Below are 13,527 nucleotides of genomic sequence, written 5' to 3'. Positions count from 1 at the left end.
TTACAGAAATAGGAGTAAAGAGATATAAATCAAATATCTTTACTTTCCAGCCCGGATATTAAAAAGGGAGAAGAAAATATTATAGATTGCAGTTATTCTTCTGCATAAAGTACATACAGACATGCATTTTCACGCATTTCCATATACCCCTGGGTTTCAGAAACACCTGCTTTTGACAGAAGTACCTTCTTCCAGGCCTCCGGAGGCATGGCAACATGGCCAGTATATGCCTTGGCAGCAATCTGAGCATAATTAAGAGGTTTGCCACCGATTTTAATTCTCTTTGCAACTTCCTGTCTGTACGTCTGATGCATCATGCAGGCACTGAATGCCGCAGATGGCTGTACTGTGTTATTATAGTGATCTGTTGCTTCCTGATGCACCTTATTAAAGTTTCCCAGTCTCTTAATATATTCACGTATTGCATTCGAGAATGGACAGATCTCTGTTACAAATCCGTTTGAACTTATCTGTTTTATTCCTTCAAATGAAGAAAAAACCGATTCGCCTGCAGATACAGCATTTGCAAAGTCATCCCATGTTTCATATTCTTCCTCAGGAACAGCTTTTGCAAGTGATTCAGCCTGACTGATCATATAGTTCGTAAATCCCTCAACACCCTGCTTATCTGCGATGTCCTCAAAGAAAAGAAATACCGATACATCGATAAATGGATTAGAATTGATTTCTTCTGCCATAATTATCACCTTTATAGTCCAAGTTCTCCATCAGAGATGGTTTTTCCCTTTATAACCAGTGCATATACACAGGAGGCGCTTCTTAAGATACTTTTTATGTGCCTTTCGTCTACATTGATTCGGGAAAGATTCTCAGGCAGCATCTTCACTTCACCAAGCCTTCCCTTATTCGCAAGCTGTAGGCATTCAAGTTCCTGTTTTGCCACAGTTATATTATTGGACGCAACTTCTCTAAACTTCTGATGTGTAATACAGTAATTACATACAGCAGAATCCTGTATCCTTACATTGAAACTGTCAGATACATCACCATCAGATTCAGGAAGCGGGCCAATCTTTTGTATATATCGGTTCATTGTTGGAGCCATAGGACATGTTTTGAGTGCATATACATATCCAATAACATCTCCATCCCTGTCAGTAATTGCCAGATCAGTAAGAACATTCACATCCCCTTCCATAGTTAGGGCAGTTCGTCCTTCTTTCATGGCAACATTGAATGCAGGCCAGCCTACATATGCTTCCTTACCCATTCGTTCTGCATAAGACTCTCCTACTCTGAGCCAGTATTCAACAACACCTTCTGTACCCGCTTTACTTACCATATCATCAACAAGCGAGTATAATGCAATATCCATCATATCTTGGGGCCTCCTGTTAAAATATATATAAATTTTATCTGTAAATATAACTCTACAACTATTTTCTCCAAATATTAATCTTGTTATTCTTACACATGTTTATGTCAAAGATTCCTTACCTGCCCTCCTGTACCCATAAAAGTTCAGGGTTTTCAGGATACAATTTCATAGTGGTTTCATTGTCCTCCTCTATGAGTTGCTCAGCTTCAGATAGAGAACTCACTTCTATATCTTCTTGACAACTTTCATTATCTCCTGAAATCAGATAACGAAGTATGAGCATCCCATCACTTTTCTTTATAAGATGAACAGTATCATCCGGCTGATCAAATAAGTCCTGTTCAAACCCACGATGACTTCGGCAATGCCAGCTCATAACTATATCTTCATTTTCACTGAATACAGTAGATCTATTACTCACCTGACAGGTATCATTATGTAATTTGTCAGTACTTTCATCCTTGAATACAGTACCTTCATCCCGGCAACAGTCATAACGGTTGAATTTTTTCAGCTGTTCAATGAAAGATTTGTCATCGATATCATCATGTGATGATTTTTTTACTATAAACTGTGTCCAGATGTTATCCATTCAAATCATCCCGGATTCACATGATTCTCTTATAATAGGCAGATCACCTGTAATATATTGATATTATTCGAAATTCAGTTTTTAAGCATATGATCTATTGATCTGGTTATTACACTAACAGATTCTGGATCTAAAAATATGAACATATCACAGTACAGGGTATTCAGGCCTTTTTGATATCCTGTGGAATTTACCATGAACATTGTTTCAAGTATCATCGTCTTTCCATCAATCAGGGAAATTTCTGCACTATGTGAAAATTGATTTGAAAGGGCTTCAAAAATTTCTCCAATCGTACCTGAGACCGTAAAAGGTGAAGAATGTCTTACACTCAAACCCAGAAACTGTGAAAATGAATTGAAATAAGATCCTGTCAGGATGCTGCCTGCTTCAGTAAGTGAAGATTCACTTAATTCAACATCTGCATCCGGTATATCATCTAGAAGAAGTTCACTCAGAACTATTGCATTATTTAGTTCCATGAAGATAACTGAACAACCCTGAACATCCCCTTCGAGCTTTGAAACTATCCCCACCATAGTTACAGAATCAGGAATTGAATTTACCATCTGATCAGTGTTTAGAGCATATGCATTGGCGAGATTTAGCTGTACTCTCTTATCAACTAAAAGTGATAAAGAAGTGGTTGCATTTCCCATACCAATACCTGCAATTTCCTTTAGTGCATCAATATAAAATGAGTCCTGTAAATTTTCCTGGGAAGTTTCACTCATAATTAATCTCCTTTAAATTACCTTTGTACCTTTAAGTGCACTTTTTATCGTAAGCATACCTGTGACAGTATCCAGTTTTATGGTTCTGCCATAGTTCTTTCCTGTATCTTCTGCTACAATTGGTATCCTGAGGGATTCCATTACCTCTTTTGTTGCTGCCACGTTTCGTTCTCCGATTTTTAAGCTTCCATTACCTGAGGAAAACATACTGGCACCACCTGCTATTTTAGCCTGGAGCCTGGATTTTAGAGCACCCTTTTCTATCATGCTTTCCATCAGCTGGACTATACCAGTATCTGCAAATTTTGCAAGATTATCCCGGGAACGTGCCTGTTCCACTGTCGGCAACATAATATGTACAAGCCCTCCTATCCTGTTCCTGGGATCGTAAAGAGTAATACCGACACATGATCCCAATCCCATTGTCGTGAGATTTATCGGTGATCTACCTACCGCATAATCAGCCATTCCGATAGTTATCGTTTCCATACCTTTATTCTTCCATTTTTCATGTTATGACTGTTGAGGGTTGTATAGTAAATCAGATCACATAACCATTTTATCGATTCTGTTCATTATTTGATCAAGTGAATCAGTATCGAACATAGTGAATATTTTTCCATTTATGATATCATTTTTAACCATCATTTCACTATCAAATACAAGTGCATACTCAAGATCGCGACTCATTTCGATCAATGCAAGATCGATAATAGCGGCTGCCATATCATATGTGGCATAAGGTGGAGACACTGATATCTTCATATTAAAAAAATCAGAAAGTGAACTGACATATGTACCACCCAGAATATGCCCTACTTCCTGCATCATAGACATGTTCATCTCACTTAAAAGGTCACCATTTTCATAATTCAAAAGTATTGAAGATATCGATTTTACACTTTCAGTTGGAAGAAGCATCATTATATAACCGTTCAGATCTCCGTATATCTGCATTACAATACCATATACAAGAGACTCCTCTCCACCAACAATACCCGGTACCTTTTCGATCAGCTGCATTTTAAGTGCAGGTATATTTATACTGACCTCATTGTTTACCAGCTTGGATAAGGATGTTGCAGCGTTTCCAAATCCAATGTTTGCAATCTCTCGTAGTGCATCATGCTGAAATTCAGTTAGCTGATTAATTTCATTCAATTTATAATCCATCCATTTATGTCATAATGATCATTTTATCTGGAATATATTCGTTCTTTAATATTAAAGGGAACAAAGAGATCCTTTGAAGGTCCAACAAGCGTTTCGGTCTTTCCGATTACAAAAAAACCATCCTTATTAAGAGCATTATAAAATTTTGAGTAAAGCTTTTCCTGAAGATCCCTTTCAAAATAAATAGTTACATTGCGACACAAAATCAGATCAAAATCCCTGAAGTCCTCCCCGGATATCAGATCATGGTGCTGAAATGTGGTCATATTTTTTATTTCATCAATTACCTGGTATTCATTCTCACCACAGATGAAATATTTGCCAAGAAAAACATCAGTCAAATTTTTTATCTCGGATGCACCATATATACCATCTTCAGCTTTTTTGAGACTTTTTTTATCTATGTCTGTACCAATTATCTTGATCCTGTACCTTCTAAAATCATTCCCTAGAAATTTATGAAGCAGCATTGCAACCGAATAAGCTTCAACACCAATTGAGCAGCCTGCACTCCATATATTTATAGATTTGTTCCTTTTTGAGCTGATGATAGCAGGCAAAACCTCATCTTCAAGCGCCTGATATGTTTCCTGATTCCTGAAGAACTCAGTTACATTGACTGTGAGGGTGTCGGTGAGCGCATCAACTTCTTTAGGATTGTTCTTCAAATATTCTGCATAGTTTGAATATCCACTGCATTTTGTGGCTCTCAATCTTATATCTATACGCCTTTTAAAATGAGATATCTTGTACTGATCGCAGTTGAAGCCGATTTTTCGATTTATTACTTTTTTAAGAGCTGTAAATTCAGCATCATCTTCCGCACATAGGGACTTTACCTTATTATCCATACCCTCACCATCATAATACTAACGTTTATCCCATCATTTTTTTCATCACGGCAGTCATGATTATTTCCGCTGCATCGGGTTCAAACAGCATATTGAATTCGTGCCTTGAATTTGTAGAGGGTATAAAACATTCATTTTTAACAACTATGAACTCATCAGCCAGATCCTCAATCTGCCTGGTGATAAAATCATCAACTCCGGCCATATTAACCTCTACTACAGGCTTTCCAACATTCAACTCAATCCCGATAAATTCATTGACAGCTTTCATATATGCCTTGCAAAGCCGAAGTCCCATCTCCTCGAGTTTTTTCTGATGCATCTCCTCTACCTTTGTAGTTGTACCAATTGGCTTTTTCATGAGAAGGTCTGAGAAAGACAGAGCAGAATATTTTGGAAGCAATATAAGAAGTCCGCCTGCAGCATCACCTGTTATCTGAAGATGTATTCCTGCAACACTTTTATTTTTTTCATCGGATTCATTTCCAAGTATATCCTGCATGGACAGCAGCTCAACCCGGGGCACATCTATTTTAACATCACGATTAACTATCTTTGAAAGTGAAGTAGCCAGATGGCCCATTCCAATATTTCCAGCTTCCTGAAGAGCGCCTTTTGTAAGTTCATCCAGTTCAGTCATTTTTAACCTCATATAATTTAGATCAGTGTCGATATATCAAGAATTAATGCTACCTGGCCATCGCCCAGAATAGTAGCTCCTGAAAAGCCCCTTACATCTTTTAACAATTTATTATCAAGATTTTTTATTATTACTTCCTGCTGGCCAAGTAGTCTGTCAACCACCAGTCCCACGCTATCCCCCATTTTTTCAACAACTACCACAAGAAGATTGTCTCTGGATGCATCCTCTACTGGAATATCCAGAAGATCATGAAGCCAGACAATAGGCAATACTTCTCCCCGAAGAACTGCCACTTTTTCACCTTTAATAGTTTTTATGTCACTTGATTTAATAACTTCATCACGGACAATGTTATTTATTGGGATGGCATATTTTTCATCCGAAACCCGGACCAGAAGAGATTGAATGATTGCAACAGTTAGAGGTAGCCTCAATTTGATACTACTTCCCTTTTCAACAGTTGACTCAACCTCAACCAGTCCGCCAAGGCCTTCTATTTTGGTCCTGACAACATCCATCCCTACACCTCTTCCAGAGATATCAGTTATCTGCTTGGCTTCACTAAACCCTGCTTCAAAAATAAGATAGAGAGATTCACGATCTGTAAGATTACCTGCATCAGATCTACTTATAATCCCCTTTTCCACAGCAACTTTTCTTATATTTTCAGGATCCATCCCCTTTCCATCATCATTTACCTCTATTATTATGTTGTTTCTCTGTCTTGATGCTTTCAGAGTTATAGATCCGGTTTCAGATTTGCCTTTTGATATCCGTGTTTGCATATCTTCAATTCCATGGTCCACTGCATTTCGTAGCAGATGAACCATGGGATCACCGATCTCGTCAAGAACAGTCCTATCAAGCTCGATCTCATTTCCTTCAGTTACAAAATTGATCTTTTTATTTTGAGATTTTGCCAGATCCCTGACCATTCTTGGAAATCTTTTGAAAATCTGGTCAATTGGAACCATCCTCGCATCCATGATTTCCACCTGTATATCATTGGTCAGACGATCAAGGTTTGCAAGGGCCTCATCCAGATTTTTTGTTTCAATTTCAGTTGCAAGCTGGTTAAGCCTGCTTTTGTTGATTATAAGTTCTCCGACAAGGTTCATCAGGTTATCAAGTCTTTCAATACTTACTCTTACACTCTGAACAGTTTTTATGCCATCACGTCTGGTTGCAGATGAAACTTCTGCAGAACCACTGGTTTCAAGATCTTTACACCCGGGATTTTCTGAGCCTGTCAAAGCTGCGTAATTAAGATCAAAAAGAGTTACTTTTTTTACTTCAGAGATTTTTGTTACATTTTCAGATATTCTATCTTTATTTTCACTGGTTGCAAATATAACTTTAAAATCTGTATCAAACTTCTCATCCTCCAGTTCTTCAACCGAAGGAATTGTTTTGATAACCTCACCAATATTTGATATTGAGCGCAAAACAAGAGCAGATCTGGCAGCTTTTAAAAGACAGGAATTATCCAGGCATATTGTAGCAATTATAACACCATGCCCTTCATTATTCAGTTTATTGATTCGTTTATGGTCATCATCTGACAGTTCCAGATCATGAATATCAATCTCATCAATAGCTATGGAATCATCTTCCAAACCCTCATCCTGGATTAGATCAACATTTACTGCTCCGGAAGCTGCAGATTTTATTCTGGAGATCAGATCAGAGGTATCAATTGTTTCATCGTTATCTACATTTTCTATCAACATTTCAAGGCAGTCAAGACATTGAAAAAGAAGATCTATTATCTCCCGGTTAAGTTCCAGTTCCCGTCCTCTTATCCGATCCATCAGGTTTTCCATTTCATGAGTAAGGTCGGCAATTCTTGTATAACCCATAGTAGCAGACATACCTTTAAGTGTATGCGCTGCACGAAACATTACATTAATATTATCAATATTACTGAAATCCTGTTCAAGTTCCAGAAGATTCTGATTCAGCTGTTGAAGGTGTTCATCAGATTCTGTCTTGAAGATTTCACTGTATTCAGACATACTCATAGATTATTTCTCCTGTTAAGGAAATGTAACATAAATTTGGTCTACATTCAATTCCGACTGCCCCTTAATTCTTTATTAAACATCTGAACTATTTCATCTGCAATATTATCCAGAGGGATTATGTTATCTGCAAGACCTCTGTCCGCAATCGCCTTTGGCATACCATACACCACACAGGTTAGTTCATCCTCAACTACAGACCTTCCACCCATCTTTTTAATTGCTTCAACTCCTTCAAGGCCATCACTACCCATTCCTGTCAGTATTAGTGTAACAATATTTGAACCATATATTGGAGCAATGGACCTGAAAAGATAATTTACTGCTGGTCTTACACCTTTTTCCCGGGGATTTTTATTCAGTCTTACTATACCCTGGATAGCACCATTTATTTTCTGCTCTGTGATCTCCATATGAAAATCACCAGGTGCAACCAGAACTTCGCCTTCTTTTACAATATCTCCATTCTTTGCTTCTCTTACGCTGAGCATCGAATGTAAATCAAGCCTCTTTGAAAATGAAGCGGTAAAACCAGCAGGCATGTGCTGTACTACCAGCACTGCAGCAGGAAAGTCTGCAGGAAGCCGGGGGATGATCTGTTCCAGTGCGCGTGGCCCTCCTGTAGAAGAGCCAATTGCAAGGATCTTTTTGTTAATATGTGGTTTTTGTAGAGAGAATGACAAATTTTCAGACTTTTGATCCCTCTGTGTACCTTCTGATTTCTGTTTCCTGAAATTGTTTCGAACATGTTCTTCCATAAAGTCAAGCTTATTCACATCAACGTATGCTGCTGTCTTTACTTTGGAACATATTTCATCACCTACCGCAGAAATATCTGGGTTGATACGTCCAGATGGTTTCTGTATAAAATCTATTGCACCATACTCAAATGCTGTCAGTGTAATTTCTGCTGCCCTTTCATCAACTGAACTGAGCATCACAACCGGTGTTGGACACTCGCTCATTATATATCCAAGTGCATCAAGACCATTAAGTACAGGCATCTCAACATCCAGTGTGACAACATCAGGGCGCAGCTTTTCAATCTTCTCTATCGCATCCCTGCCATTTCTGGCAGTAGCTACAACATTTATTTCAGGATCTTTATTCAGGATATCCGAGATAACCCTGCGCATGAAAGCGGAATCATCAACAACAATAACATTTATTGTCATATATATCCATTATTCAGATCACTTTGTTTACAACTTCAAGAACCTTTGAAGCATCGAATGGTTTAACTATAAAGTCCTGGGCCCCAACTTTGATCGCTTCTGTGACAACAGACTGCTGACCAATGGAAGAACACATCACAACCTTTGCATTATTATCCATCTCAATGATTTTCTTCAATGCATCAATTCCTTCCATATTTGGCATTACTATATCCAGAAACACCAGTTCAGGTTTCAATTCCCCGTACTTGTTGACAGCATCCAGACCGTCAACAGCTTCGCCAACAACCTCATGTCCGTTTTTTGTGAGAATATCCTTGATCACCATTCTCATAAATGCTGCATCATCTACAATCATTATTTTTGCCATAGAAATCTCTCCATTTCATCTAAATAGCCTTTAAACATATTTTTTTATTTCAGAAACTTCAGCAACTTCCTCGTCCCCTAGCACTTTCTCAAGATCAAGCAGTATGAGTAGCCGTTCATCAAGCTTACCAACGCCCATAATATACTCTGCTTTGATCTTGGATGTAATAATCTCAGGTGCCTTCTCAACATTTGAAGCTGGAAGACGGGTTACCTCGCTCACAGAGTCGACAACCATGCCTATGATATTGTTTCCTACTTCAATAATAATAATCCTGGAATCCTCGTCCAGTTCCTTGGACTCGATCCCAAACTTGGTATCAAGGTTGATAACAACGATTATCTTTCCACGAAGATTAATGACGCCTTTTACATAATCAGGTGCCCGGGGAATACGGGTCGTATCAGGCATGCGAATGATCTCCTGTACCTGCATGATATCAACACCGAACTCCTCTCCGCCAAGCTGGAATACAACCAGCTGGAGCAGATCATCACCGGATTCACTCTCTTCTATTTTAGATGTGTCCTGAGCCATTCAATTCCTCCGAAAATAAATAAAAGGGTTGTTGATACTAACCCTCTTTCATTCTTCCTTTTTATCTTCAGATGCGTTGACTTTGAAATATTCAACATCTTTCTGAAGTTTATCAGCCATTTCAGCCAGCTGCTGGGCTGCATTGGATATCTCCTGCATTGAAGCAGTCTGTTCTTCAACTGCAGCTGAAGCTTCCTGGGTTCCTGCAGCAGATTCCTGAGATATAGAAGAGACCTCTTCCACAGAAGCTGTAACTTCTTCGATAGATGCAGACTGTTCCTGGGCAGCGGCTGCGATTTCCTGCACCATCCTGGAAATCTCAGTTACATCACTTACAATATCACTGATTGATTTTACAGTTTCATCCAGAGATTCAGCCCCATTTTTGATTTCAGTTTTACTTTTATTCATTGAATTTACTGCGTTTTGAGTACTACCCTGAATTTCAGCAATCAGTTCCTCAATCTGTTTTGCAGCAGAACCGGATTCATCTGCAAGTTTCTTGACCTCATCTGCAACAACAGCAAATCCACGTCCATGCTCACCTGCCCTTGCAGCCTCAATGGCAGCATTGAGTGCAAGAAGATTGGTCTGATCTGCAATACTTGTGATCAGATTGACGATCTTACCGATCTCAGTGGACTTCTGGTCAAGCTGAGAAACAACCTCAGAAGTATCATCAGAAGACTTCTGGATTCCACTCATCTTTCTGAGCAGTTCCTGAGAAGATTCACCAATATTCTGGATCTGTATTGCAGTATTTTCAGATTTTTCAGATGCCCTCTGTGCATTCTCAGCCACGTCCTGAACACTCTGGTTCATATCATTCATTGCCCGGGCAACTTCCTCAATCTTTGCAGACTGGGTCTGTGCACCTTTAGATATCTCAGAAACAGTATCAGCAATCTGGTTTGCAGAGGCAGTTGTCTGTTCGGAGGTGGCAGACATCTCCTGAGCCTTTGAAGCAGTATCATCAGCACTTGTTTTGATACCTCTTACAAGTGAATTCAAGTTTTCCATCATCTCATGGAAAGAAGATGCAAGTGTTCCAACCTCATCCTTGCGACCAAAGAATTTATTGTCAACTTCACCGGTAAGATCACCTTTGGATATCTTTTCAGCCCGTGTTGCAGCTGCACGCATTGGGTTTGCTATTGAACCAACAGCAAAATAGCTCAATATACCCATCAAGCCAACCGCAATTATAAAAATAGTAATAATCTGTATCTGAAGTGAATAAACACCAGCTAATATTTCATTTTCTGGTACTACAGTTAATACTGCATAATCCCCGGTCTCTATTGGTTCGTAAGAATAAACTACATTTTCACCAGTAACAGGACTTATTGCATTAAGCTGGCCGGAAACACCGTTGTTAACATCTCTTTGTATCTGAGTAAATACTTCCCCTTCAAAATCACCAATATTATTATTGCCCATTAAATCTTTGTCAATTGGATGAGTAATTATGACTCCATCGTTACTCAACAATACTGCATAACCAGTATCAAATAGTGTAACCCCATCCATCAGGTCATCAAGGTACATAAGGTTCACATCAGTGCCTGCAATTCCAATAAATTGGCCATTAACCATTATGGGAGATACAAAACTGGATAATAATACACCCTGATACATATAAGGTTCAGTTACCACATTTTGTTCCAGTGTCTTAGGTAATTGATAGTAAACTTCGGTGTCATAATCAACTAATGGCTCAAGATCTATTGTATTTCCATCGCGATACCAGTAAGGTATAAATCTACCAGTGCCATCGTGTCCTTCAGCATTAACATACTCATCATCAAGTCCGTCAAACGCATTCGGCTCAAATGCTACATAAACTCCTTCGAAATTAGGATTGTTGATTAAAGTTTGGCGCAATACATTGCTAATTTCATTTCTGTCATTACTTTCATATTGAGTTAACATACCTGAAAGTGTGACAGCGGTTGTCATATATTGATTTAAATCAGAATCTATTTGATTTGCATAAATTTGTGCTTCATTTCTCACATCACCATATGCTAATTCTGTTTGCATATCTGTAACAGCATTTATAATTACTATACCTGAGATTGCAAAAATAATTACCAATGCAATCACTACATAAGCGGTTGTTTTGATTTTAACAGACCGCAGATCTATATTCGTTTTTTCTTTAATCGTATCAAAATCTATCATAACTATTCATCCTAAATTCTTGATTAAATAAGTTTATAATAACTATTTTAATATTTTATCTGAGTATTGTGTAAATACGGGTTACAAACTTTTTAGATAAAGATATAAGAATTACGGAAATTTATTTCTTTAGCATGTTGTCAAATGTATTAAGTGCTCCACATGTAATCTCATCATTATAATGATGTGGACATATGTTCGTATATATTCAGAATTTTTTAATATAATAACTTTCTCATTTTGTTCTGAATCTTCTTTTTTCGCCATTGAGATCAGCTCGGATAATCAAATGAATAGACCAAAATCAAAAAAAGAATATTTGGTTCTGAAACAATAAATGCACCACATTAACCAGATTAAACTATTTTTGATTGCCGAAATAAAAACGTTCAAAAATAATGAATAAATATAAATGCCTTACTTTTATGCAATATAGCCCTATGCATTGTGAAATAAGTTTGTGTGTATAATATGAAAATTAAGCAAAATGTAATTAGCACCCCTGAAATAAATATAGCAATGTTAGATTTGAATGGAAACATCGTATCTTATAATAAACAATGGGATAAATTTGCTAAGGATAATAATAATTCATCTTTGAAAAATAGTGATATTGGATCAAATTATCTGGAAGTAACAAAGAAAGCGATGATTGAAGGTGATGAATATGCCAAACAAGCTTTTGATGGAATAATGGACCTAATTAAAGGGCAACTCGATGATTTTGCAATGGAGTACCCATGTAATTCTCCTAATGAAGAACGCTGGTTCATATTACACGCAGTCAGATTTACTGCAATCAACTGTAAAAATAATGATCTAATCATGGTTTACCATGAAAATATAACTGATTTGAAAAAATATGAAGATAATTTAAAATCAAGTCAACAGAAGTACAAAAGCTTGACAGAATCTACACATGCTATTTTATGGATATATGATGTTTTTGAAGAGCAGTTGACTTATATTTCTCCACAGGCTAAAGAGTTTTTTGGGTATCCCCTTATTGAATGGAATGATCGAAAATTCTGGCAAAATCATGTCCACCCCGATGACCTTGATAGAGTTAAACAATATTTCAAAGAATGTATAGAATATCGGGAATCCCGTCTCATAGATTATCGATTTTACAAAAAAAATGGGACTCTTGTTTGGATAAGAAACGTTTTTGATGTTGATTTTAAGTCCATGGAATCTAATAAAATACAGGGTTTTATGTTTGACATCACAGCAAGTAAAATATTAGAGGAAATGAAAAAGAAAGAGATACTTCTAACAGAGGTCTATCATAGGGTGAAAAATAATCTTCAGGTGATTGAAAGTTTATTAAATATGCAGGCTAGAGAGATCGATGACGAATCTATAAGAGCTAATTTTACTGATAGTCGAAATCGAGTAAAGTCAATGTTAATTGCACATAACATATTATATGAATCTGGAGGAATAGATAATATCGAAATATCTGATTATATTAAAAAATTAAGTACATCAGTTTTTGAAGCACATAATGTAAATGAAGCTATTAAGTTGAATATTAAATCAGATTCAGTAAACCTGGATATGGATACACTACTCCCCCTTGCATTAATAATCAATGAAATCATAACCAATTCTATAAAGTATGCTTTTTCTAGCAGGAACGAGGGATCAATCAATATCAACTTTAAAAAAGTTGAAGATGAAAAATATTTATTGAAAATAGCTGACGACGGTGTTGGAATTCCAGATAATTTTGATGTTGAAACTTCAAAATCTCTTGGCCTCAAATTAATCAACATGCTTGTACAGCAATTGCAGGGAACTCTAGATATAAATAATTCCAATGGAACGAGTTACGTAATTAGATTTTAAGATTGAACTGTTTTCAAAAATATAAATGCTGTTGTCTCATTTACAGTTTGAGAGGTG

Annotated in this window: 14 protein-coding genes; 1 reads left to right on the top strand and 13 read right to left on the bottom strand. The window is 37.2% G+C overall.

The features are described 5' to 3' along the window. Positions 1-92: 92 nt before the first annotated feature. The 13 genes from MZHIL_RS02980 to MZHIL_RS02920 all read right to left on the bottom strand — a co-directional run bounded on the left by MZHIL_RS02980 (position 93) and on the right by MZHIL_RS02920 (position 11,619). Positions 93-698 (bottom strand): hypothetical protein, encoded by a 606-nt coding sequence (locus MZHIL_RS02980; RefSeq protein ID WP_013897891.1) that lies wholly within the window; start codon positions 696-698, stop codon positions 93-95. An 11-nt stretch (positions 699-709) separates the two neighbouring features. After that, entirely contained in the window at positions 710-1,339 is a 630-nt protein-coding gene (locus tag MZHIL_RS02975) for a hypothetical protein (RefSeq protein ID WP_013897890.1), read from the bottom strand. 115 nt (positions 1,340-1,454) lie between these two features. After that, entirely contained in the window at positions 1,455-1,931 is a 477-nt protein-coding gene (locus tag MZHIL_RS02970; protein WP_013897889.1) for a hypothetical protein, read from the bottom strand. Positions 1,932-2,005: 74 nt separating this feature from the next. After that, positions 2,006-2,665, bottom strand: coding sequence for a chemotaxis protein CheC (locus tag MZHIL_RS02965; RefSeq protein ID WP_013897888.1), 660 nt, complete (start codon positions 2,663-2,665; stop codon positions 2,006-2,008). Positions 2,666-2,677: 12 nt separating this feature from the next. Continuing rightward, complete coding sequence (locus MZHIL_RS02960) at positions 2,678-3,154, bottom strand: chemotaxis protein CheD (RefSeq protein WP_013897887.1); 477 nt, start codon at positions 3,152-3,154, stop codon at positions 2,678-2,680. A 57-nt stretch (positions 3,155-3,211) separates the two neighbouring features. Continuing rightward, the gene (locus MZHIL_RS02955; protein ID WP_245527559.1) at positions 3,212-3,826 is read right to left on the bottom strand and encodes a chemotaxis protein CheC; all 615 of its coding nucleotides are present in this window, start codon (positions 3,824-3,826) and stop codon (positions 3,212-3,214) included. 35 nt (positions 3,827-3,861) lie between these two features. Then, entirely contained in the window at positions 3,862-4,689 is an 828-nt protein-coding gene (locus MZHIL_RS02950) for a CheR family methyltransferase (protein WP_013897885.1), read from the bottom strand. 25 nt (positions 4,690-4,714) lie between these two features. Then, a complete protein-coding gene (locus MZHIL_RS02945; RefSeq protein ID WP_013897884.1) occupies positions 4,715-5,329 on the bottom strand; it encodes a chemotaxis protein CheC in 615 nt (204 codons plus the stop codon). A gap of 17 nt (positions 5,330-5,346) precedes the next feature. Next, positions 5,347-7,353, bottom strand: coding sequence for a chemotaxis protein CheA (locus MZHIL_RS02940; RefSeq protein WP_013897883.1), 2,007 nt, complete (start codon positions 7,351-7,353; stop codon positions 5,347-5,349). Between the two features lie 47 nt (positions 7,354-7,400). Continuing rightward, on the bottom strand, positions 7,401-8,528 hold the full coding sequence (locus tag MZHIL_RS02935) for a protein-glutamate methylesterase/protein-glutamine glutaminase (RefSeq protein ID WP_013897882.1): 1,128 nt from the start codon (positions 8,526-8,528) through the stop codon (positions 7,401-7,403). Positions 8,529-8,541: 13 nt separating this feature from the next. After that, on the bottom strand, positions 8,542-8,898 hold the full coding sequence (locus MZHIL_RS02930; RefSeq protein ID WP_013897881.1) for a response regulator: 357 nt from the start codon (positions 8,896-8,898) through the stop codon (positions 8,542-8,544). Between the two features lie 30 nt (positions 8,899-8,928). Then, positions 8,929-9,435, bottom strand: coding sequence for a chemotaxis protein CheW (locus MZHIL_RS02925; protein ID WP_013897880.1), 507 nt, complete (start codon positions 9,433-9,435; stop codon positions 8,929-8,931). Positions 9,436-9,483: 48 nt separating this feature from the next. Continuing rightward, the gene (locus MZHIL_RS02920; RefSeq protein WP_013897879.1) at positions 9,484-11,619 is read right to left on the bottom strand and encodes a methyl-accepting chemotaxis protein; all 2,136 of its coding nucleotides are present in this window, start codon (positions 11,617-11,619) and stop codon (positions 9,484-9,486) included. A gap of 471 nt (positions 11,620-12,090) precedes the next feature. Here MZHIL_RS02920 and MZHIL_RS02915 point away from each other — a divergent pair, with 471 nt between their 5' ends. Then, entirely contained in the window at positions 12,091-13,470 is a 1,380-nt protein-coding gene (locus MZHIL_RS02915) for a sensor histidine kinase (protein ID WP_013897878.1), read from the top strand. Positions 13,471-13,527: the final 57 nt, after the last annotated feature.

This window comes from Methanosalsum zhilinae DSM 4017 (assembly GCF_000217995.1).
In the GTDB taxonomy this organism is placed as follows: Archaea; Halobacteriota; Methanosarcinia; order Methanosarcinales; family Methanosarcinaceae; genus Methanosalsum; species Methanosalsum zhilinae.
Note: the sequence above shows the minus strand (reverse complement) of the source record. Positions and strands in the feature narration are given on the sequence as shown.